Origin of the sequence: Teichococcus aestuarii (genome assembly GCF_042651065.1) — a bacterium.
Classification (GTDB): Bacteria; Pseudomonadota; Alphaproteobacteria; order Acetobacterales; family Acetobacteraceae; genus Pseudoroseomonas; species Pseudoroseomonas aestuarii.
In genome coordinates, this window is record NZ_JBHSCH010000002.1 from 56517 (window position 1) to 77033 (window position 20517).

A 20517-nucleotide genomic window follows, 5' to 3' on the forward strand; every position below is an offset into this window, starting at 1 on the left:
GCAACGAAGAAGAGTGACACGATGAGCCAAGCCGTCGCCGACCATCTGGTCTCGCAGAAGGATGCGATCCTCGACCGCCTGATGGCGCTGCTGCGCCTGCCCAGCGTCAGCACCGACCCGGCCTATGCCGAGGGGATGCGCGCCACGCGGGAATTCCTGCTGCAACGCCTGGAGGCGCTGGGGCTGCAGAATGTCCGGCTGCTCGATGGCGGCGGCCAGCCGGCGGTCTATGGCGAATGGCTCGGCGCGCCCGGCAAGCCGACGATCGTCGTCTATGGCCATTACGACGTGCAGCCGCCGGACCCTCTCGACCTTTGGGTGACGCCGCCCTTCGAGCCCAGCATCCGCGACGGCCGGCTCTATGCCCGCGGCGCCTCGGACGTGAAGGGCTCCACCCTCATCGCGGTGGAGACGATCGGCGCCTTCCTGGCGGTGGAGGGCGGCTGCCCGGTCAACGTGAAGTTCTTCCTGGAGGGCGAGGAGGAGACGGGCAGCCCCAGCATCCGCCGCATCATCGAGGCGCACCGGGAGCTGCTCGCGGCCGATGCCGTGCTCTCGGCCGATGGCGGCCGCGCCAGCACCACGATCCCGACGCTGAACACCGGCTCGCGCGGGCTGTGCAAGCTGGAGGTGACGCTGCGCTCGGCGGGGAAGGACATGCATTCCGGCCGCTATGGCGGTGCCGTGCGCAACGCCATCCATGAGCTGGCCCGCCTCGTCGCCACGCTGCACGACGCCGAGGGCCGCATCCAGGTGCCTGGCTTCGACAGCGACGCCACGCCGCTGACCAACCGCGACCGGGCGGATGCCGCGGAGCTGGCCGGAGACGAGGCCGCCTTCTACGCCGGCCCGCAGGCCCTGCCGCATGGCGACCCGCTCTACAGCGTGCGGGAGCGCACCACCCTCCGCCCCTCGATCGACGTGAACGGCATGTGGGGCGGCTACACCGGGGCCGGCAGCAAGACCGTCATCGCCGCCGAGGCCCATGCCAAGATCACCGCCCGCCTGGTGCCGGGGCAGGACCCGGACGCGGCGCGGCAGCGTATCGTGGACCATCTCCAGGCGCATTGCCCGGAGGGGGTGGTGCTGGAATTCAGCCCGCCCGGCGGCAACTCCCCCTCCTCCACCCTGCCCGATGGGCACCCGCTGCTCGTGGCGGCCGAGGCGGTGGTGCGCGAGGCCGCGGGCCGTGCCCCGGCGCGGGCGCGCATCGGCGGCACCTTGCCCATCACCGGCATCTTCCAGGAGATGCTGGGCATCGACACGCTGATGTTCGGCTACGCCATGCCGGACGAGGATGTGCACGCGCCCAACGAGTTCTTCCGCCTCGCCTCGCTGGAAGAGGGGCTGCGCGGCTGGCCCGCCCTGCTCTCCCGCCTCGGCGAGCAGGAGGCGGCATCCTTCGCGCCCTGGCGCAGGGCGCCAGTCATCTGATCCCCTGGCGCAAGGCGCCAGTTATCTGATCCCCCGGCGCAAGGCGCCAGTTATCTGATCCCCCGGCGCAAACCGCCCGCCGCTTGACAGGCCTCGCGGCGGGGGCGCAAGGTCGGCCCATGACCAAGGCCGCGCCCTCGCTGCGATCCTATTATCCGCTCTCTCCATAGAGAGCGGCCCGGTCGACCCTGCCAGATCGAACCATGCCGCCGCCGGGCGGCATGTGTGTTTCAGGAGCATCCCCTCGGCGTCGGCGCCCAGCCCAGCCCGAGGTTTTCATGTCTCCCTCCCCGCTTCCGTCTCTCGGCCTGATCGGCCTCGGTGCCTTCGGCGCCTTCGCCCGGCCGCATCTCGAAAAGCTTTTCACCGTTCACGGGCACGATCCGGCCCGGCCCGGCGGCGCCACACTGGCGGAGGCCGCCGGCCAGCCCGTGGTGGTGCTGGCCGTGCCGGTGGCGCGGCTGGCCGAGGCGGCGCGTGCCATCGCCCCGCATCTGCGCCCCGGCGCGCTGGTGGTGGAGGTCTGCTCGCTGAAGGTGCGGCCGCTCGCCACGCTGCGCGCCCTGCTGCCGGCGCATGTGGAGATCCTCGGCACCCATCCCCTGTTCGGGCCGCAGAGCGGGAGGGAGGGCATCGCCGGGCTGCGGCTGGTGCTCTGCCCCGGCACCGGCGCGCGCGGGCGGCTGGCGGGGCGGATGCTGCGCCGCCTCGGGCTGGAGGTGGTGGTGATGACGCCGGAGGCGCATGACCGGCAGATGGCCTGGGTGCAGGGGCTGACGCATCTGCTCGGCCGCGTCGTGGCGGGGCTGGAGATGCCGCCCCTGCCCCACACCACCAGCAGCTTCGATCAGCTGATGCGTGCCACCGCCATGGTCTCGCAGGATTCCGAGGCGCTGTTCCGCACCATCACCGAGGACAACCCCTTCGTGGAGGAGGTGAAGGCGCAGCTCCGGGAGCGGATGGCGGCGGTGCTCGGCGCGCCGCCGGCGGCGCTGGCCGCCTGAGCCCGCCGCGCGGCGCCCGCTACCAGCGCAGCCAGATCCGGCCGGCCAGCCCGCCCAGCAGGCCGGTGAATCCGATGCCCAGCCCGTACCACATCGCCAGGAAGAGCGGGCTGTCGTCGACGCAGTGCAGGGCGTAGAGCGCGGCGGCCACGCCGCCGGCCGCCAGCCCGGCCAGGGTGCCGCTCAGCCCCGGCCGGCGCGGCGCGCCCTGGCGCAGCGCCAGCACCAGCCCGGCCAGCAGCGGCAGGGCCAGCAGCGGGACCAGGATCAGGCAGGCCAGGGCGTTCTGTCCGCGCAGCCGGGCGCCCCATTCGGCGGGCGGCGCCAGGGCCCGCTCCAGCGCGGCGCCGCCCGCCCGCAGCAGCGCCACCGTCGCGAGGCCCCAGGGCCAGGCGCCGGGCGTGCCGTCGGGCCGCGCCAGGCGCAGCGTCAGCGCCAGGGCGCAGAGGGCCAGGCCCAGGGTGGTGGCGAATTTCAGCAGCAGCGGCGCGGCGGGCAGCAGCGCCAGCAGCCCGGCGCGCGGCCCCAGCCACAGCAGCACGGCCAGCGCGGCCGGCACCGCCCCCGCCGCCAGCCCGATGCGCAGCGCGGCGGGCAGGCGCCAGCGCGGCGCTGCCTGGTCCTGCACCAGGGCGTTGATGAGTTCCGTGGTGTTCATGCGGCTTGCCTTCCGGTGAGCAGGGCCAGGGTCTTCAGCGCCCGGTGCAGGGCGACGCGCACCGCGCCCTCGGACATGCGGAGGCGCTGCGCCGCCTCCCGCGCGGAAAGCCCCTCGACCGTGAGGGCCTGGACGATGTCCCGCTGGCGGGCGCCGAGCTGCGCCAGCAGCCGGTCCAGCTCGTGTCCGCGCACCGGCTCGGGTGGTGCCTCGGCGGGCAGGATCTCCAGCAGGTCGTCGATCGGCACATGCGCCGCGGCGGGCCGGCGGCGCAGCGCATCGACCAGCTTGTGCCGCAGGATGGCGGCCAGCCACGGCCCGAGCGGCCGCGCGCTGTCCCAGCTGTGGCGCTTCAGGTGGATGGCCAGCAGCGCCTCCTGCACCACGTCCTCCGCCTCGGCCGGCGGCAGGCCGGCGCGCTGGAAGCCGCGCCGCGCCCGCGCCCGCAGCACCGGCGTCAGCGCCTCCAGCAGGCGCCGGTAGGCCGCGGCGTCGCCGGCCAGGCCGGCCTGCATCCAGCCGGACCATTCCTCATCCTCCGTCAGCCCGGCCTCCCCTGTGCTGCATGCGCCTGCCTCCGTTCGGCGCCCAGGGGCGGGACGTTACGCGGCGCCGGGAAAATATTCCGCCGCCGTGCCGTGTAATGCCGGGGTTCGCCAGGCCGTAACCGCCTCCGTGGGCCGCTTCCGGCCCCGCCGACCACGGAGACAGACCCATGGCTTCCACCTCCTCCACCCTCGCCCTCGCGCTGTTCGGCTCGCTCGGCACGGCCCTGGCGCTGGGCGCCGCCCCGGCCGCCGCGCAGCAGGCCGCCACCGAGAAATGCTACGGCGTTGCCCTGGCCGGGCAGAATGGCTGCGCCGCCGGCCCCGGCACCACCTGCGCCGGCACCTCCAAGGTCGACTACCAGGGCAATGCCTGGAAGCTGGTGCCCGCCGGCACCTGCACCACCATGGGCACCCCGCACGGCCCCGGCTCGCTGACGCCGATCAAGCGCCCGGCCTGACACCGGCCGGCCCCGTGGCGGCGGGCCAGCCCGCCGCCCTTCCCCCCTTGCGCCCCCCTGCCGGGAGCACCGCCATGCCCGAACCCCGCCTTCCTCCCCGCGCCGGGCTCGGCTTCAAGCCGGCGCATTTCGAAGCGATCATCGCCCCGCCGCCGGCGGTGGGCTTCCTGGAGGTGCATGCCGAGAACTACATGGGCCAGGGCGGCGCGCCGCACGCCCAGCTCGCCCGGCTGCGCCAGGACCATGCGCTCTCCCTGCACGGCGTCGGCCTCTCGATCGGCGGCATGGCGCCGCCGGACCGGGCGCATCTGGCGCGGCTGCGCCGGCTCTGCGCCCGCTACGCGCCGGAGAGCTTCTCCGAGCACCTCGCCTGGTCCCGCCATGACGGGATCTACTACAACGACCTGCTGCCGCTGCCCTACACGCCCGAGACCCTGGCGCGGGTGGCCCGCCATGTGGACGCGGTGCAGGCGGCGCTCGGCCGACCGATGCTGCTGGAGAACCCGGCCAGCTACGTCGCCTTCGCCGGCGAGACCATGCCGGAGGGCGCGTTCCTGGCCGAGGTCGCCCGCCGCACCGGCTGCTTCCTGCTGCTCGATGTCAACAACCTCTACGTCGCCGCGCGCAACCGCGGCGCCGACCCGGTGGCCGAGCTGGCATGCTTCCCGCTGCACGCCGTGCGGCAGGTCCATCTCGCCGGCCATGCCGCCGCCACCGGCCCGGAGGCGGGGCCGCCGCTGCTGATCGACGACCATGGCGCACCGGTGGCCGACCCGGTCTGGGCGCTCTACGCCCGCCTGCTGGAGGCGACCGGCCCGCTGCCGACGCTGATCGAATGGGACAATGACGTGCCGCCCTGGCCGGTGCTGCTGCGCGAGGCAGCGCGGGCCGAGGCGCTGCTGCAACCGGCCCAGACACGGCGGGCGGCATGATCGCCCCCGCCCCCCGCCCGCCGCTGCCGGCCGACGCCTCGACGGCGCCGCTCGCCGCCGCGCTGCTGGACCCGGCGGCGCCGCTGCCAGCGCCGCTGCGCCCCCTGCCGGGCGAGGCGCCGGAGCGGCGCTTCGCCGTCCACCGCAACAACGTGGTATCCGGGCTGGTGGCGGCGCTGGCCGCGCGCTACCCGGCCGGGCAGGCCGTGGTGGGCGAGGCTTTCTTCGCCGCCATGGCCGCCGCCTATGCCCGCTGCCACCCGCCGCGCTCGCCGGTGATGCTGGCCTATGGCGGCGGCTTCCCGCGCTTCGTGGCCGGCTTCCCGCCCGCCGCCGCGCTGCCCTACCTGCCGGACCTGCTGCGGCTGGAGGATGCGCGCGCCCGCGCCTTCCATGCCGCCGATGCGCCGCCGCTCTCCCTCGCCGCCCTCGCCACCGCCGATGCGGGGCTGGAGCGGCGGGTGCTGCGGCCCCACCCGGCGCTGCGGCTGCTGGCCTCGGCGCAGCCGGTGGTGACGATCTGGGCGATGCAGGTGGGCGAGATGCCGCTCGGGCCCCTCTCCGCCTGGCAGCCGGAGGCGGCGCTGGTGACACGGCCGCACCAGGCCGTGCTGGTGCACCGCCTGCCGCCCGGGGGGGTGGCCCTCGCCCGTGCCCTGGCGGCGGGCCGGCCGCTGGGTGAGGCCGCCGGGCAGGCCCTCGCCGGGCATCCCGGCCTCGACCTGCCCTCGGTGCTTTCCATCCTCATCGGCCAGGGCGCCTTCCGTCAGGAACGCGGCCCGCGCAGCCATGGAGCCCCCGCATGAACCGCCCCGCCCTGACCCTGGAGGATGGCCTGCTGCTGGCCAGCCGCGTCTTCCCCGCCGCCATCTTCTGGCAGTCCGGCCGCACCAAGGTGGAGGGCTTCGCCCTGGCGCCCGGCACGGTGGAGCTGTTCCGCGACGAATACGCCCTGCCGCTGCTGGACCCCGGCGTGGCGGCGGTGCTGGCGGCGGCGGCCGAGCACGCCTTCCCGCTGCTGCTGGTGCTGGGGCTGGGCAGCCGGCTGGCGGCGCTGGCGCTGCTGGGGATGACGCTGGTGATCCAGTTCTTCGTCTACCCGGGCGCCTGGCCGACGCATGGCGTCTGGGCGGCCTGCCTGCTCTGGGTGGCGGTGCGCGGCGGCGGGCGGCTGGCGCTGGAGGCCTGGCTGCCGGTGCCGCCGCGCCCCGCAACGCGGTGACGAAAGAGGTGCGGGGCCGTGCGGCCCCGCACCGCTCAGTTGGCCGGCTGCTTCCGGCGGGCGCCGTTGCGGTGCAGGAGGAACTCGCGCCCCAGCTTGACCCGCGCCACGCCGTCATAGGAGACGATGTCGGCCGTGGCGTAGGTCTCGCTCCAGGTGTTGGGGATGAAGCTGCCGGTGCCGACCACGTCGATCGGCGCGCGCGCCTCGTTCATCACCCGGCACTTGGTCACGCCGAAGCCGGAGGAGGCGACGATCCGCACCTTCGGGAAGCCCGCCTCGTCCAGCGCCTCGCGGATGCGCCAGATGGCGGCGGCGGAGACGCCGGTGCCCACCAGATGCCGCAGTTCCGTCTCCGAGCGGTAGCGGCGGATGGCGCCGGGCACATGGCGTTCCAGCACGGCGTAGGATTCCGCCGGGTCCAGCCCTTCCAGGAAGCGGCCGCCATGGGTGTCCAGCCGCACCGCCAGCCGCCCGCTCTCCGCCAGCTCGGGGAAGCGCTGGCAGACGCCGAGGCTGTCCGTCACCTCGCGGCCGAAATAGTCCACCAGCACCGTCAGCGGCTCGTCCGGGTAGGTCTCGTGGAACATCTCGGCGGCGCGCACCGTGCTGCGGGCGTAGCCGATCAGCGCGTGCGGCATGGTGCCGTAGCCATGGCTCTTGCCGAACCAGTGGGCCGTGGCGTCGTTGGCGTTGCCGATGAAGCCCTTCGCCCCCTCGCGCTGCGCCGCGGCGCTGCCGACCGAGGCGGCATAGGCCATCATCTCCTGCATCTCGGCGCCGGCGCAGTGGCGGGCATCCATGGCCAGGAAGCTGGCGCGGGGCAGTTCCAGCGCCATCTGGAAGGCGTTGTGCGCCGCCACGCAGGCGGGGCCGAGCTTCTGGAGATAGAGCGTCTCCAGATCGGCCAGCGCATGGAAGGAGCCGGTGAGATAGACCATCGGGTCGCCCGCGCCGACCCACTCGCCTTCCTTGTGCACCAGCTCGATCTCGAAGGGCGTGCCACGCGCCGCCGAGACCCGCTCCAGCCAGTCGATCATCAGCCTTGGCGCGGAGACCACGGGGCGGCGCATGAACACCGCGTAGGTGACCCGCGCATCCCCAAACCGGCCGACGATGGCCTTGGTGCGGTTGAAATAGGCGTCCGTCTGGCGGGCGATGGCGGTGTCCTCCACCATCGCCGAGTTGTGGCCCTGCGTCACTGCGCCGCGATCAGCGGCAGCGCCGCGCCCTCCGGCCGGCGGGCCTTCAGCTCCTCCGCCACCAGGAAGGCCAGCTCCAGCGCCTGCTCGGCGTTCAGGCGCGGGTCGCAGAAGGTGGCGTAGTTGGCGGAGAGGTCGGCCTCCGTCAGGCGGTGGGCGCCGCCCACGCACTCCGTCACGTTGCTGCCGGTCATCTCGACATGCACGCCGCCGGGCCAGGTGCCCACCTCCTGGTGCGCGTCGAAGAAGCCGCGCAGCTCGGCCAGGATGGAATCGAAGGAGCGGGTCTTGTAGCTGCCGGCGGTGTGGGTGTTGCCGTGCATCGGGTCGCACAACCACACCACCTCGCGCCCCGCGCGCTGGATGGCGCGCAGCAGCGGCGGCAGCTTCTCGCCCACCTTCTGCGCCCCCATGCGGCTGATCAGCGTCAGCCGCCCGGGGATGTTCTCGGGGTTCAGGATCTCGGTCAGGCGCACCAGCTCGTCGGCATCCGTGGTCGGGCCGACCTTCAGGCCGAGTGGGTTCTTCACCCCGCGCAGGAACTCCACATGCGCGCCATCCGGCTGCCGCGTGCGGTCGCCGATCCAGAGGAAGTGCGCCGAGCAGGCATACCAGTCGCCCGTGGTCGAATCGACGCGGGTCAGCGCCTCCTCATAGGGCAGCAGCAGCGCCTCGTGGCTGGTGTAGAACTCCGTCTCGCGCATCTGCGGCGCCGAGGCCACGCCGCAGGCGGCCATGAAGCGCAGCGTCTCGTCGATGCGGTTGGCCAGGTCCTGGTAGCGCTCGGCCAGCGGCGAGCGGGCGACGAAGCCCAGGTTCCAGCGGTGCACCTCGTGCAGGTCGGCATAGCCGCCGGTGGCGAAGGCGCGCAGCAGGTTCAGCGTGCCGGCCGACTGCATGTAGGCGAATTCCATCCGCCCGGGATCGGGGATGCGCGCCTCGGGGGTGAATTCGGGGCCGTTGATGATGTCGCCGCGGTAGGAGGGCAGCGTGACCCCATCCTGCGTCTCGGTGTCCGAGGAGCGCGGCTTGGCGAACTGCCCGGCCATGCGGCCGAGCTTCACCACCGGCAGCGAGGCGCCGAAGGTGAGCACCACCGCCATCTGCAGCAGCACCCGGAAGGTGTCGCGGATCGGGTTGGCCTTGAAGTCGGCGAAGCTCTCGGCGCAGTCGCCGCCCTGCAGCACGAAGGCCCGGCCCTGCCCGGCGAGGGCCAGGGCCTGCTGCAGCCTGCGGGCCTCGCCTGCAAACACCAGCGGGGGAAAGCTCGCGAGCCTGGCTTCCATCGCATTCAGCCTGGCCTGGTCCGGATAGTCCGGAACCTGCCGGATCGGCATTTCTCGCCAGCTTCCGGGCTGCCACCCGCGCACCGTCATGACACTTAGCGTCCTCAGACTATTTCTTGGCCGGGCAGGATAAACCCAGCACGCCCCCGAGTGCTACGGCCGAAGCACCCGCGCAGCGCATGGAAGCCGTGTCTCAGCCCGGCAGCAGGGCCGGATTTCCCGCCTCCACCACGAAGCGCCCCCGCTCCTCCCGCGCCGCGCCGGGCCGGGTGACGGCGGCGACGGCCACGAAGGCGCTCTCCACCCGCCCTTCCCGCGCCTCGTGCAGGGTGTAGCCGCGCCGGTTGTTGAAGAAGCGGAGGTGCGGGTTGCGCGCCAGCATCGCCGGCGTGGTGCCAAGCTGCTCCGAGCCGTCGCCACCCGAGGAGATGGAGGTGGCGACGTATTCCACCCCCAGCGCCGGCCCCTCCGCGGCGTCGCGGTGCAGCGTTCCGGCCCAGGCACTGTGCACGTCGCCCGAGAGCACCAGCAGGTCGCGCAGCCCGGCGGCCTCGGCGCCGGCCAGCAGCCGCTCCCGCGCCGCCGGGTAGCCGTCCCACTTGTCCATCGACAGGCGCGGCGGCTCACCGCCGAAGGCGCGGCGCAGCATCGGCACCTGCTGGGCCAGCAGCGTCCAGCGTGCCCGGCCGGGGCGGAGGCGCTCCGCCAGCCAGGCCTCCTGCGCCGGCCCCAGCATCTGCGCCGCCGGGTCGTCCCAGGCAGCGCAGGGCGCCACGGTGCCGTCGCCGCAGGGCTGGTCGGTGCGGAAGCTGCGGGTGTCCAGCACCGAGACCTCCAGCAGCCGCCCGAAGCGGAAGCCGCGCCAGGCGGTGATCTCCGGCCCGCGCGGCAGTTGCGCGGCGCGCAGCGGCATGTGCTCGTACCAGGCCTGGAAGGCGGCCTGCCTGCGCAGCGCGAAGATCTCGGGCGGCACGGCGGGCCGGCCATGCCGTGTGCCGTCATCGGCCGAGAAGGCGCCGGCCCAGTCATTGTGCACCTCGTGGTCGTCGAAGGAGGGTAGGAAGGGGTGCGCCGCATGCGCCGCCGCGAGGTGGGGGTCGAGGCGGTACTGGGCGTAGCGGTTGCGGTAGTCGTCGAGCGAATACAGCTCGTCGGAATTGTGCCGGCGTGGCTGGCCGCCGCGCGGGGCGCCCTCGTAGATGTAGTCGCCATAGTGGAACACGAAGTCGAGTTCCGGCTCCTCCGCGATGTGCCGCCAGGCGGTGAAGTGGCCGTGCTCGTAGTGCTGGCAGCCGGCCTGGGCGAAGCGCAGCCGCCCCGGCATCGCCCCCGGCGCCGGCGCGGTGCGGGTGCGGCCCACGAGCGAGAGCGACTCGCCGGCGCGGAAGCGGTACCAGTAGGGCCGCCCCGGCCGCAGCCCGGAGACCTCCACATGCACGGCATGGCCCAGCTCCGGCCGCGCCAGCGCCACCCCCTCGGCGGCGATGGTCCGCATCTCCGGCTCCTCCGCCACCTGCCAGGAGACCGGCACGGCGCGCCTCGGCATGCCGCCCCCCGCCAGCGGCTCCGGCGCCAGCCGGGTCCAGAGCACCACGCCATCCGGCCAGGGCTCGCCGGAGGCGACGCCAAGGGTGAAGGGGTCGGCCGTGAAGCGCGGCTGCGCCCAGGCGTGGCGGGCGGCGGGCGGCTGCAGCGCGGCCAGCGCCGTGAGCCCCGCGGCACCGCGCAGCAGGCCACGGCGGGAAAGCTCCAGGATGTGGCGGGCGGTGCTGTCCATAGCGGGCCTCGGGCGGAGTCGGCGGGCGCGCAGCATGCCATGCCGGCCATGACCGGCGGATGACGCCCCTCAGCCGAGCAGCGGCAGCAGGCTGGCGGCCAGCAGCAGGCCCATCGCGGCGTTGAACACGCGCCAGGCGCGCGGCGTGCGCAGCGCCCGCCCGGCGCCAAGGCCGAGCGCCACCCACACGGCGAGGCAGGGCAGCGAGACCACCCCGAAGGCCAGGGCGATGCGCAGCCCGCCGGCCAGCGCCCCTTCCCCCGGCACCGAGAAGGCGGCCATGGCCGCCAGCCCCACCAGCCAGGCCTTGGGGTTCACCCACTGGAAGGCGGCGGCGGCCCAGAAGCCCATCACCCGCGCGGGCGCGCCGGGCGCCGGCGGCGGCGCGGTGCCGATGCGGAAGGCCAGCCAGAGCAGCCACCCCGCCCCCACCCAGCGCATGGCGGATTGCGCCGCGGGGCTGGCCGCCAGCGGCGCCGCCAGCCCCAGCGCCACCACCAGCAGCAGGACCACGAAGCCGGCCGAGATGCCGAGCATGGCCGGCAGTGGCGCCCGCGCCCCGCCGCGCGCGGCCATGGCCGCCACCATCAGCGTGTTCGGCCCCGGCGTGACCGAGGCGGCGATGGCGAAGCCCAGCAGCGGCAGCAGCGTTTCCATGCCCGCAACGAAGCGCGAAACAGCATCAAGGTCAATGATACTGACCTTTCTGATTCTGCTCTGCAGGCCTCAGCGGTTGCGGGTGACCAGCCGGCCCGGCTTCTCGCCGGTCTCCTTGCCGCCCGCGAAGGTGGCCACGCCATTGGCCCAGACCTGCTCGATGCCGACGCTCATCTGCACCGGGTTCTCGAAGGTGGCGTTGTCCATCACCGTGTTGGGGTCGAACAGCACGAGGTCGGCATAGGCGCCCTCGCGCAGCACGCCGCGGTCGACCATGCCGAAGACCTGCGCGGCGCGGCCGGTCATCTTGTGGATGGCCGTCTCCATGTCGAACAGGCCGAGCTGGCGGGTGTAGAAGCCCAGCACACGCGGGAAGGTGCCCCACAGGCGCGGGTGCGGCTTCTCGTCATGCGGCAGTCCGTCGGAGCCGATCATCGAGAGCGGGTGGCGCATGATGCGGCGCACATCCTCCTCGTCCATCTGGAAGGTGACGGCGCCGGCCGGCGTCAGCCGCTCGGCGGCGGCGCGCAGGTCGGTGTTCCAGCCGCGCGCAATCTCGGAGAGATCCTTTCCCGCCATCTCCGGATAGGGGACGGACCAGGTGATGATGGTGCGCAGGTCGTCGCGCACCCGGTCGGGCATCAGCACGGTGGAGCCGGCGGGGTAGGGATAGACGTCATAGGCCACCTCCTGCATCGAGGCGGCGGCCTGGATCAGCGCCAGGGTCTGCACCGAGCGGCCGTAATTCTCCGGCATCGAGCACTTGTGGTGGCTGATATGCGCCGGCACGCCGAGGCGGCGGGCGATCTTCAGCGTCTCCTCGATCGAGGCGCAGATCTTGTCCGCCTCGTCGCGCATGTGGGTGACGTAGAGGCCGCCCATGGTGCGCATCGCCTCGCCCACCGCGATCACCTCCTCGGTGGAGGCCTGGGCATTCGGCGCGTAGTAGAGGCCGGTGGAGAAGCCGGAGCCGCCCTCGGCCAGCGCCTGCTTCAGCCGCGTCTGCATGCGCAGGATCTCGGCGTCCGTCGCGGCGCGGTAGGGATCGCCGCCCATCGCCTCGACGCGCAGCGTCTGGTGGCCGATCAGCGCGTAGGTGTTCACCTCGCTGCCCTTCGTCTTCAGCGCGTGGGCGTAGTCGCCGAAGCTGTCGAAGGTCCACCACTGCTCGTCGCCCAGCAGGTCGAGCGGCGCGGGCGGGCGCTTGGCGGTGTGGCGCATGGGCGAGAGGCTGATGCCGCAATTGCCCACCACCACGGTGGTGACGCCCTGGCTGATCTTGCACAGCGTGCAGGCCGGGCCGCAGAGCACGGCGCGGTCGTCATGCGTGTGCGCGTCGATGAAGCCCGGCGCGATGGCCTTGCCGGTGCCGATCACCTCGCGGTCGGCACTCATGCCGCCGAGGTCGCCGACCCCCACGATGCGGTCGCCGCTGACGCCGACATCGCCCACCCGGCGCGGCCCCCCCGTGCCGTCGTAGATCGTGGCATCGCGGATGATGAGGTCGCAGCGGAGCGCCATGGCGGACAGATCCTCTTGGCAGGCGGCGGAGCCGCGGGAACAACGGACGGCAGGGCCGCGGATCATGCCCCCGTCCGGCGCGGTGATCCAGGGCGGCAGGGCGGAAAGCGGCGGGTTTTTCCCCTTCGCTCTTGCACCATGGCCGCCATGGCCCCAAGACGCCCGGCACAACGGGAGGGGCCGGAAATGGCGGACGACAGGCTGTTCGTGCAATCCTTGCAGAAGGGTCTGGCGCTGCTGGAGGCCTTCTCACGGCAGCCGGGCGAGCTGAGCCTGAACGAGCTGGCCGCCCTCTCCGGCATCGACCGCAGCTCCGCCCAGCGCATGGCCCACACACTGCTCAAGCTCGGCTACCTGGAGCGCGGCAACAACGGGCGCGGCTACACGCCAGGCCGCAAGATCCTCGACCGCAGCTTCGACTTCCTGCGCAGCCGGCCGCTGGTGGAGCGCGCCACCCCGGTGGTGATCGACCTGCAGCGCAGCACCGGCGAGCGCGTCGACCTCAGCCTGTTCGACGGCACCACCATCGTCTACGCGCTGCGCCGGCAGACCAAGCGGGAGACCTTCTTCGCCACGCTGGTGGGCCGCCGCCTGCCGAGCTTCACCGCCGCCGGCGGCCGCGCCTGCCTGGCCCACCTGCCGCGCGAGGAGGTGGCCGCGCTGCTCAACCGCGCCGATCTGCGCCCGGTGACGCCCAAGACGCTGCTCGACCCCGACGCCATCACCGCCCGCATCGACCTGGCCCGGCGCGAGGGCTACTGCCTGGCGCAGGAGGAGATGCTGATCGGCGAGGTGGTGATCGGCGCCGCCATCCTCGACCAGCAGGGGCGGCCGGTGGGGGCGATCCATGTGGCCGGCTCGCTGGCCGAGTGGCCGGCGGCGCGCTTCGCCGCCCGCTTCGCGCCGCTGGCGCTGGAGGCGGCGCGCGCCCTGAGCGGCGGCAGCGGCCGCTGAAGGCCGTTGCGCGGCGGGGATGGCGGGGCGGCAATCGCATGCCGATATCGCCTTGTCCCGCCACGGCTTTTCCCCGGATTGCGCCCCGCGGCGCGGGCTTCTAGCCTCCCGCCCTCGCGCTGCCAGGGACGCCGTGACCGATGACCGAGACCACCCCCAAAGACACATTGCCGCCGCATGAGCGCATCGCCGTGGCCGGGCTTCGGCAACCGGCCTCGATCCATGTGGACCGCTGGGGCATCCCGCACCTGCGGGCGGAGAACGAGCACGACCTGTTCCTGGCGCAGGGCTTCAACGCGGCGCGCGACCGGCTCTGGCAGATCGACCTCTGGCGCAAGCGCGGCCTCGGCCTGCTCGCCGCCGATTTCGGCCCCGGCTACCTGGCGCAGGACCGCGCCTCCCGCCTGTTCCTCTACCGCGGCGACATCGAGGCGGAATTCGCCGCCTATGCGCCGGATGCACGCGCCATCTGCGAGGCCTTCGTGGCCGGCATCAACGCCTATGTGGCGCTGGTGGAGGCCGAGCCCGCCCGCCTGCCACCCGAGTTCCGCGCCATGGGCACGCGGCCGCAGCGCTGGGCGGCGGAGGATGTGGTGCGCATCCGCAGCCACAGCCTGACGCGCAACGCCCTCTCGGAGGTGATCCGCGCCATCATCCTCTCCCGCGCCGACCTCGCCACCGACCTGCTGCGCAAGAACCTGGAGCCGATGAAGGAGCCGGTGCGGGCGGAGGGGCTGGACCTCTCCACCCTCGGGGTCGAGGTGCTGACGCAGTTCAAGCTGGCCACCGCCGGCGTCACCTTCTCGGCCGAGCGCCTCGCCGCGCCGCTGGAGGATTGGCGCCGCTGGACGGGCGTGAGCGACCTCGGCGAGGTGGTGCAGGGCGCCGAGATGGAAGGCTCCAACAACTGGGCCATCCATGGCAGCCGCACCGAGAGCGGCCGGCCGATCCTGGCCTCCGACCCGCACCGCGCCCATGCCGCGCCCTCGCTGCGCTACATCGTCCATCTGGAGGCGCCGGGCTTCAACGCCATCGGCGCCGGCGAGCCGGGGGTGCCGGGCATCTCCATCGGCCACAACGGCACGGCGGCCTTCGCGCTGACCATCCATGGCGCGGACCAGGAGGATGTCTATGTCTACGAGACGGCCGCCGACCTGCCGCGCCACTATCGCCACGCCGGCGGCTTCGAACCGATGGAGGTGGTGGAGGAACGCTTCGCGGTGAAGGGCGAGGCGGAGCAGGTGCTGGAGCTGTGCTTCACCCGGCACGGCCCCGTCATCGCCGAGGACCGCGCGGCGCGGCGGGCGGTGGCCATCCGCACCGTCTGGTCGCAGCCCGGCGCGGCGCCCTATCTCGGCAGCCTCTCCTCGATGCGGGCGCGCAGCCTGGCGGAGTTCCGCGAGGCGCTGCGCCGCTGGGGCACGCCCTCGGTCAACAAGGTCTATGCCGATGTCGGGGGCACGGTAGCCTGGGCGCCGGCCGGCTTCGCGCCGCAGCGGCCGAACTGGGACGGGCTGCTGCCCGTGCCGGGCGATGGCAGCCACGAATGGTCCGGCCTGCTGGACCCGGCGGAATACCCCTGGCGGGTGGACCCGCTGGAGGGCTTCGTGCACAGCGCCAACGAGCAGAACATGCCCGCCGACTGGCCGCATGCGCGGAAGACCTTCGGCTATGAGTGGACCGAGGCCTCCCGCGCCCGCCGCATCCGCGAGGCGCTGACGCGCGGCCCGCTGCTGACGCTGGCCGATTCCACCGACCTGCAGACGGATGTCACCTCCCTGCCCGCCCGCCGCCTCTGCGCCCTGCTGCTCTCCCTGCCGCGCGGGCGCGAGCCGGAGCTGTGGGCCGCGCGTGCCCTGCTGGAGGAATGGGACCACCGGCTGGAGGCGGACAGCGCCGCCGCCGCGCTGTTCGAGGTGTTCGTCACCAAGCACCTGAAGCCGCGCCTGCTGGCGGCGCTGGTGCCGGATGCCACGCTGCGCCCGCTGCTGCTGCCGCAGGACATGGAGAGCCTGCTGCGCGCCGTGGAGCAGCCCGATGCCCGGCTCGGCCCCGACCCGGCCCGCGCGCGCGACGCGCTGCTGACCGAATGTCTGCTCGCCGCCTTCCGCGACTGCGAGGCGCGCATGGGCGTCTCCCCGGCCGAGTGGCAGTGGGGCCGGCTGCACCAGGGCTATTTCAGCCACGCGCTGATGGGCGTGGCGCCGGAGGCGGGCAACCTCGATGTCGGCCCCTTCCCCGTCGGCGGCAGCGCCTCGACGCCGATGCACACCGGCTACCGCCCCTCCGATTTCCGCTGCACCTACGGCGCCTCGGTCCGGCTGGTGATGGATGTCGGCGAATGGGACAACAGCCTCTGCATCAACGCGCCGGGCCAGTCGGGCGACCCGGCCTCGCCGCATTACGCCGATCTCGCGCCCCACTGGGCGCGGGGCGAGTATGTGCCCCTGCTCTATTCGCGCGCGGCGGTGGACGCGATGGAGATGCAGCGCATCGAGCTGGTCCCCGCCGGCTGAGCCGGCAACCCGGGGCGCCGGGCGGCGTCTCTCCGTTGAGCGCGGCGCCCTGCCCGGGCGCCGCCCCGCCAGCAGGAGAGATGCCCGATGCCCAGCCAACGCTTCGCCCCGCCCGGCCCGCTCGGCTTCGGCGGCGCGCCCCTCGGCGACATGTTCGACCGCGTGGACGAGGCCACCGCCGAGGCCAGCCTGGAGGCCGCCTGGGAAAGCGGCATCCGCTACTACGACACCGCCCCGCATTATGGCGCCGGCCTCTCCGAGCACCGCTTCGGCGCCGTGCTGCGGGAGAAGCCGCGCGACGACTACGTGCTCTCCACCAAGGTCGGCCGGCTGCTGGTGCCGAGCGTCGAGCCGGAGATCGGCGAGCCCTTCGTCAGCGGGCTGATGTTCCGCCGGCAGGTGGACTATTCCGCCGCCGCCGCCCGCCGCTCGGTGGAGGACAGCCTGCAGCGCATGGCGGTGGGGCGCATCGACATCGCCTATGTGCACGACCTCGCCCCCGACCACCTGGGCGACGGCTATGACGAGGCCTTCCGCACCGCGCGCGATGGCGCCTTCCGCGAGCTGACCAGGATGCGGGAGGAGGGGCTGATCCGCGCCTGGGGCCTCGGCGTGAACCTGACCGAGCCCTGCGTTCGCGCCCTGAAGGAATCCGACCCCGACGTGTTCCTGCTCGCCGGCCGCTACAGCCTGCTGGACCTCTCGGGGCTGGAGGAGCTGTTCCCGCTCTGCGCCGGGCGCGGCGCGCACATCGTGGTGGGCGGCCCCTACAATTCCGGCCTGCTCGCCGGCGGCCGCAACTTCGACTACCAGGAAGCCGGCCCCGAGCAGGTGGCGGCGCGCGACCGCATGGCCGCCGTGGCGGCCGAGCATGGGGTGGACCTCAAGGCCGCCGCCCTGCAGTTCTGCGCCGCGCACCCGGTGGTGGCGTCGGTGATCCCCGGCGCCAAGCACCCTGACCGGGTGCGTCAGAACGCCGCGCTGATGAAGCAGGAGATCCCCGCCGCCTTCTGGGCCGCGCTGAAGGAGCAGGCCCTGCTGCCGCCGGACGCGCCCACGCCCTGAGCCGGCGGGCGGGAAGCGGGAGGAGAGCCCCGCCTCCCCCGCCGCCTCAGATGTCGAGCCCCGGCCGCCACAGCACCGGCGCCGGGTTGCTCACGCCCCGGATCGCCGCCTGCACCTCCGTCTCCAGCGCCGAGAGGAAGCGGGACTTGTCAGCGGCCGCCATCGGCGCCGGGCCGCGCGTGGTGGCGCCGATCTCCCGCAGGTGGCGCGCCACCTCGCGCCCCGCCAGGGCGCTGCCGATGTTGTCGGTGGTCCAGACGCGGCCATTGGGCGAGAGCGCCCGCGCGCCGCGCGCCAGGCAGCGCGAGGCCAGCGGGATATCGGCGGTGATGCAGAGATCCTGCCCGCGGATGCGCTCGGCGATCCAGTCATCGGCGGCATCGGCGCCCTCGGCCACGATGACGCGGCGGATCCAGGGCACCTCCGGCAGGCGGATGCCCCGCGCGCCGTTGGAGACGACATGCACCACCAGGCCCAGCCGCCCGGCGACGCGGAACACCTCCTCGCGCACCGGGCAGGCATCGCCGTCGATCCAGATCTCCGGCGCCTTGGCATCCGGCTCAGTCATGGTGCCCACCATTCTTACATTGTCTCACATTGGACGTCCTGGAAACATTATTTTGATCGGACAATAAATTAATATCCCCTGTATAAAAAATGGCAAAGCCGGCGGTTTTTCTGGAAACGCCGGCGGGTCCGGGGGAAAGCATGTCCATCAACACCACAACCTTCAATTTCCGTCTCACCGAGGCCACGATCCAGCGGAATGGCGGCGTGGTGACCGTGTGGGGGCCCGAGGGCGAGCCGGTGCGGGCCGCGGCCGGCGGGCGCTATGTGTTCACCGATGGCACGGTGGACGACGCTGATGGCGACCTGCTGGTCGAGGACCTCCTGTACTACAGCCGCAACCATGATGTCTGGCTCTCCGGCGCCGATGCCGATACGCATTATGCCAGCCAGGGCTGGCAGGAGGGCCGCGCCACCGGCGGGCTGTTCGACGCCCAGGCCTATCTGGCCGCCAACCCCGACGTGGCCGCCTCGGGCATCGACCCGCTGACGCATTACCGCGTCTTCGGCTGGCGCGAGGGGCGCGACCCCTCCCCCTTCTTCGACACCGCCGCCTATCTCGCCGCCAACCCCGATGTCGCCGCCGCCGGCATCGACCCGCTGGAGCACTACATCGCCTTCGGCCGCTTCGAGGGGCGCTCCGCCACGCCGGGCGCGCTGGAGGTGCTGGGCTTCGACGCGGCGTTCTACCTGGAGCAGAACCCCGACGTCGCCCGCTCCGGCATGAACCCGCAGGAGCACTACGTGCTGTTCGGCCGCGCCGAGGGCCGTGCCGCCAACGCGGTGTTCGACCGCGACCACTACCTGGCGCAGAACCCCGACGTCGCCGCCAGCGGGATGGACCCGCTGGAGCATTACCTGCGCTTCGGCTGGCGCGAGCAGCGCAGCCCCTCGGCCGGGTTCGACGGCGGCAAGTATCTGGCCGACAACCTGGACGTGGCCGAGGCCGGCGTGAACCCGATGCTGCACTACCTGATGCACGGCCTGGGCGAGGCGCGCGCCGCGCGGCCGGTGCACGAGGCGCCGGCCGACCTCAGCCTCTCCGCGCTGGCGCTGGAGGAGGCGCGGCCGGGCGCGGCGGTGGGCACCGTCTGTGCGCGGGACCCCGATGGCGACGGCCTCACCTACAGCGTGGATGACGACCGCTTCGAGGTGGCCGGAACCCTGCTGAAGCTGAAGGATGGCATCGCTGTCGATTTCGAGGCCGAGCCGGTGCTGTGCCTCGCTTTGACCGCCACCGATTCCAGCGGCCTGTCCGTCACCCGCCGCTTCGAGCTGGCGGTGCGCGACGTCAACGAGGCCCCCGCCGCCCCCACCCTCTCCCCTGTGCCGCTCTACGAGAACCTGCCCGGCGCCAATCTGGGCCGGCTCTCCGCCGCCGACCCGGATGCGGGCGACAGCCTCTGCTTCAGCACGGCGGATGAGCGCTTCGAGGTGGTGGACGGCAACCTGCTGCGGCTGCGGGAGGGCGTCTCCCTCGACTTCGAGACCGAGGCCGGGATTGCCGTGCTGGTGCGGGCGACGGACAGCCACGGGCTGTGGACGGAGCGCAGCCTCGCCGTGCCGGTGCTGGACGCCAACGACTCGCCCCGCGACATCCGCCTGAGCGGCTTCTCGCTGCGCGAGAACGAGGCCGGCGCGGTGGTCGGCACGCTGACGGCGGTCGACCCCGATGCCGGCGACACGCACCGCTTCCGCGTCGATGACGAGCGCTTCGAGGTGGCCGGCAACCTGCTGAAGCTGAAGGACGGCATCGCGCTGGACCACGAGGCCGCCGCCACACTGCACCTGCGGGTCACCGCCACCGACCATGACGGCCAGGGGCTTTCCGTCACCACCCCCTTCACCCTCACCGTGTGCGACGTGCCGGAAGCCCCCGTCTTCGGCGGCACCGGCACCGGGACGGTCATCGAGGACGACGAATCCATCACCTATGGCAGGCTGACCGTCACCGACCCCGATGCCGGCCAGTCCTCCTTCCGCGAGGCGGTCCTGGAGAGCGCCTATGGCACCCTCTCCATCGACCGGGAGGGCGACTGGATCTACATCTTCGACGGCCACGACCGGCCCGAGGTGCAGGCGCTGAAGGCGGGCGAGAGCCTGCTGGATGTCCTCACCGTCCAGTCGGCCGACGGGACGGAGACGCAGATCACCGTCACCATCGCCGGCGCGGACGAGCAGCCGGGCATCGACTTCACCTTCGAGGACGGGCTGCAGGGCTGGGAGAGCTTCGGCACGGTGTTCGACGTCAACGACCTCAGCGTGGCCGAGGTGCTCATGTCGGCCCTGCCGGACGCGGCGCCGGAGAACGACCTGGCCGGGCTGACCGCCTTCTTCGGCGGCGCCGAGATCGGCCTGCCCATGCCGCTGCATTCGGAGGCGTCGGGCATCCGGACGACGGTGCAGCTCGAGGCGGGCCAGGTCGTCTCCTTCGACATGTGGCTGGTGAACGAGCTGGCCGGGGCGCCGGAAGGCTATGAGTGCCTGGCGCTGATCTCGCTGCAGAACGAGGCGCACGCCCAGATCTACGGCTTCAGCGACACCGGGCAGCAGTGGAGCAACATCTACTTCACGGTGGAGGAGAGCGGGACCTACCAGCTTGGCTTCGCCGCGCTGCTCTATTCCGACCAGGAAGAGCCGGCCTTCGGCCTCGCCGATCTCTGGCTGGACAACGTCCGCTTCTCCGATCCGCTCTGAGCGGTTGCGGAGCAAGGCG

General features: G+C 73.0%; 18 protein-coding genes. 10 read left to right on the forward strand and 8 right to left on the reverse strand.

The window, feature by feature from the left end:
* Positions 1-21: 21 nt before the first annotated feature.
* Both ACFOY6_RS01510 and ACFOY6_RS01515 read left to right on the forward strand, forming a co-directional pair.
* Positions 22-1434, forward strand: a complete 1413-nt coding sequence (locus ACFOY6_RS01510) for a dipeptidase (RefSeq protein ID WP_379648528.1) — start codon at positions 22-24, stop codon at positions 1432-1434.
* Between the two features lie 278 nt (positions 1435-1712).
* Positions 1713-2438 (forward strand): prephenate dehydrogenase/arogenate dehydrogenase family protein, encoded by a 726-nt coding sequence (locus ACFOY6_RS01515; RefSeq protein ID WP_109518529.1) that lies wholly within the window; start codon positions 1713-1715, stop codon positions 2436-2438.
* Positions 2439-2457: 19 nt separating this feature from the next.
* Here the strand turns inward: ACFOY6_RS01515 and ACFOY6_RS01520 are convergent, their stop codons facing one another.
* Together ACFOY6_RS01520 and ACFOY6_RS01525 are read right to left on the reverse strand one after the other, a co-directional pair.
* Positions 2458-3096 carry an NrsF family protein gene (locus ACFOY6_RS01520; RefSeq protein WP_379648530.1) on the reverse strand — a complete coding sequence of 213 codons (639 nt, stop codon included), beginning with the start codon at positions 3094-3096 and terminating at the stop codon, positions 2458-2460.
* Positions 3093-3641, reverse strand: coding sequence for a sigma-70 family RNA polymerase sigma factor (locus ACFOY6_RS01525; protein ID WP_281262112.1), 549 nt, complete (start codon positions 3639-3641; stop codon positions 3093-3095). The genes ACFOY6_RS01520 and ACFOY6_RS01525 overlap by 4 nt, the downstream gene beginning before the upstream one ends.
* Positions 3642-3811: 170 nt before the next feature.
* Here ACFOY6_RS01525 and ACFOY6_RS01530 point away from each other — a divergent pair, with 170 nt between their 5' ends.
* From ACFOY6_RS01530 to ACFOY6_RS01545, 4 genes are all read left to right on the forward strand, one after another.
* Positions 3812-4102: a BufA1 family periplasmic bufferin-type metallophore gene (locus tag ACFOY6_RS01530; protein WP_109518526.1), complete on the forward strand. Its 291-nt coding sequence runs from the start codon at positions 3812-3814 to the stop codon at positions 4100-4102.
* Positions 4103-4176: 74 nt separating this feature from the next.
* The gene (gene bufB / locus ACFOY6_RS01535) at positions 4177-5034 is read left to right on the forward strand and encodes an MNIO family bufferin maturase (protein WP_379633789.1); all 858 of its coding nucleotides are present in this window, start codon (positions 4177-4179) and stop codon (positions 5032-5034) included.
* On the forward strand, positions 5031-5840 hold the full coding sequence (locus ACFOY6_RS01540; RefSeq protein ID WP_379648532.1) for an HvfC/BufC family peptide modification chaperone: 810 nt from the start codon (positions 5031-5033) through the stop codon (positions 5838-5840). The genes bufB and ACFOY6_RS01540 overlap by 4 nt, the downstream gene beginning before the upstream one ends.
* Positions 5837-6256: a DoxX family protein gene (locus tag ACFOY6_RS01545; protein ID WP_379648534.1), complete on the forward strand. Its 420-nt coding sequence runs from the start codon at positions 5837-5839 to the stop codon at positions 6254-6256. The genes ACFOY6_RS01540 and ACFOY6_RS01545 overlap by 4 nt, the downstream gene beginning before the upstream one ends.
* 35 nt (positions 6257-6291) lie before the next feature.
* On the opposite strand, the gene ACFOY6_RS01550 is transcribed toward ACFOY6_RS01545, so the two are convergent.
* The 5 genes from ACFOY6_RS01550 to ACFOY6_RS01570 all read right to left on the reverse strand — a co-directional run bounded on the left by ACFOY6_RS01550 (position 6292) and on the right by ACFOY6_RS01570 (position 12699).
* Entirely contained in the window at positions 6292-7434 is a 1143-nt protein-coding gene (locus ACFOY6_RS01550) for a beta/alpha barrel domain-containing protein (protein WP_109518576.1), read from the reverse strand.
* 20 nt (positions 7435-7454) lie between these two features.
* On the reverse strand, positions 7455-8834 hold the full coding sequence (locus tag ACFOY6_RS01555) for a class II 3-deoxy-7-phosphoheptulonate synthase (protein ID WP_109518522.1): 1380 nt from the start codon (positions 8832-8834) through the stop codon (positions 7455-7457).
* 103 nt (positions 8835-8937) lie between these two features.
* On the reverse strand, positions 8938-10521 hold the full coding sequence (locus tag ACFOY6_RS01560; RefSeq protein WP_379648536.1) for an alkaline phosphatase D family protein: 1584 nt from the start codon (positions 10519-10521) through the stop codon (positions 8938-8940).
* A 69-nt stretch (positions 10522-10590) separates the two neighbouring features.
* Positions 10591-11178, reverse strand: a complete 588-nt coding sequence (locus tag ACFOY6_RS01565; RefSeq protein WP_379648538.1) for a LysE family translocator — start codon at positions 11176-11178, stop codon at positions 10591-10593.
* 69 nt (positions 11179-11247) lie between these two features.
* Positions 11248-12699 (reverse strand): N-acyl-D-amino-acid deacylase family protein, encoded by a 1452-nt coding sequence (locus ACFOY6_RS01570; RefSeq protein WP_109518519.1) that lies wholly within the window; start codon positions 12697-12699, stop codon positions 11248-11250.
* A gap of 186 nt (positions 12700-12885) precedes the next feature.
* Between ACFOY6_RS01570 and ACFOY6_RS01575 the strand changes: the two genes are divergently transcribed.
* From ACFOY6_RS01575 to ACFOY6_RS01585, 3 genes are all read left to right on the forward strand, one after another.
* Positions 12886-13653 (forward strand): IclR family transcriptional regulator, encoded by a 768-nt coding sequence (locus ACFOY6_RS01575; protein WP_109518518.1) that lies wholly within the window; start codon positions 12886-12888, stop codon positions 13651-13653.
* A 140-nt stretch (positions 13654-13793) separates the two neighbouring features.
* On the forward strand, positions 13794-16169 hold the full coding sequence (locus ACFOY6_RS01580) for a penicillin acylase family protein (RefSeq protein ID WP_379648541.1): 2376 nt from the start codon (positions 13794-13796) through the stop codon (positions 16167-16169).
* An 87-nt stretch (positions 16170-16256) separates the two neighbouring features.
* Positions 16257-17234 (forward strand): aldo/keto reductase, encoded by a 978-nt coding sequence (locus tag ACFOY6_RS01585; RefSeq protein ID WP_379633774.1) that lies wholly within the window; start codon positions 16257-16259, stop codon positions 17232-17234.
* 46 nt (positions 17235-17280) lie between these two features.
* On the opposite strand, the gene ACFOY6_RS01590 is transcribed toward ACFOY6_RS01585, so the two are convergent.
* The gene (locus tag ACFOY6_RS01590; RefSeq protein WP_109518575.1) at positions 17281-17802 is read right to left on the reverse strand and encodes a YaiI/YqxD family protein; all 522 of its coding nucleotides are present in this window, start codon (positions 17800-17802) and stop codon (positions 17281-17283) included.
* A gap of 140 nt (positions 17803-17942) precedes the next feature.
* Between ACFOY6_RS01590 and ACFOY6_RS01595 the strand changes: the two genes are divergently transcribed.
* Positions 17943-20498 (forward strand): VCBS domain-containing protein, encoded by a 2556-nt coding sequence (locus tag ACFOY6_RS01595; RefSeq protein WP_379648544.1) that lies wholly within the window; start codon positions 17943-17945, stop codon positions 20496-20498.
* Positions 20499-20517: the final 19 nt, after the last annotated feature.

Bases quoted from the DNA above. Each gene is read 5' to 3' on its own strand.
- ACFOY6_RS01595 (WP_379648544.1), top strand. From the start codon at position 17,943: ATGTCCATCAACACCACAACCTTCAATTTCCGTCTCACCGAGGCCACG.
- ACFOY6_RS01555 (WP_109518522.1), bottom strand. From the start codon at position 8,834: ATGACGGTGCGCGGGTGGCAGCCCGGAAGCTGGCGAGAAATGCCGATC.
- ACFOY6_RS01510 (WP_379648528.1), top strand. From the start codon at position 22: ATGAGCCAAGCCGTCGCCGACCATCTGGTCTCGCAGAAGGATGCGATC.
- ACFOY6_RS01575 (WP_109518518.1), top strand. From the start codon at position 12,886: ATGGCGGACGACAGGCTGTTCGTGCAATCCTTGCAGAAGGGTCTGGCG.
- ACFOY6_RS01550 (WP_109518576.1), bottom strand. From the start codon at position 7,434: ATGGTGGAGGACACCGCCATCGCCCGCCAGACGGACGCCTATTTCAAC.
- ACFOY6_RS01560 (WP_379648536.1), bottom strand. From the start codon at position 10,521: ATGGACAGCACCGCCCGCCACATCCTGGAGCTTTCCCGCCGTGGCCTG.
- ACFOY6_RS01540 (WP_379648532.1), top strand. From the start codon at position 5,031: ATGATCGCCCCCGCCCCCCGCCCGCCGCTGCCGGCCGACGCCTCGACG.
- ACFOY6_RS01585 (WP_379633774.1), top strand. From the start codon at position 16,257: ATGCCCAGCCAACGCTTCGCCCCGCCCGGCCCGCTCGGCTTCGGCGGC.
- ACFOY6_RS01530 (WP_109518526.1), top strand. From the start codon at position 3,812: ATGGCTTCCACCTCCTCCACCCTCGCCCTCGCGCTGTTCGGCTCGCTC.
- ACFOY6_RS01590 (WP_109518575.1), bottom strand. From the start codon at position 17,802: ATGACTGAGCCGGATGCCAAGGCGCCGGAGATCTGGATCGACGGCGAT.
- ACFOY6_RS01545 (WP_379648534.1), top strand. From the start codon at position 5,837: ATGAACCGCCCCGCCCTGACCCTGGAGGATGGCCTGCTGCTGGCCAGC.
- ACFOY6_RS01570 (WP_109518519.1), bottom strand. From the start codon at position 12,699: ATGGCGCTCCGCTGCGACCTCATCATCCGCGATGCCACGATCTACGAC.
- ACFOY6_RS01580 (WP_379648541.1), top strand. From the start codon at position 13,794: ATGACCGAGACCACCCCCAAAGACACATTGCCGCCGCATGAGCGCATC.
- ACFOY6_RS01520 (WP_379648530.1), bottom strand. From the start codon at position 3,096: ATGAACACCACGGAACTCATCAACGCCCTGGTGCAGGACCAGGCAGCG.
- ACFOY6_RS01515 (WP_109518529.1), top strand. From the start codon at position 1,713: ATGTCTCCCTCCCCGCTTCCGTCTCTCGGCCTGATCGGCCTCGGTGCC.
- bufB (WP_379633789.1), top strand. From the start codon at position 4,177: ATGCCCGAACCCCGCCTTCCTCCCCGCGCCGGGCTCGGCTTCAAGCCG.
- ACFOY6_RS01565 (WP_379648538.1), bottom strand. From the start codon at position 11,178: ATGGAAACGCTGCTGCCGCTGCTGGGCTTCGCCATCGCCGCCTCGGTC.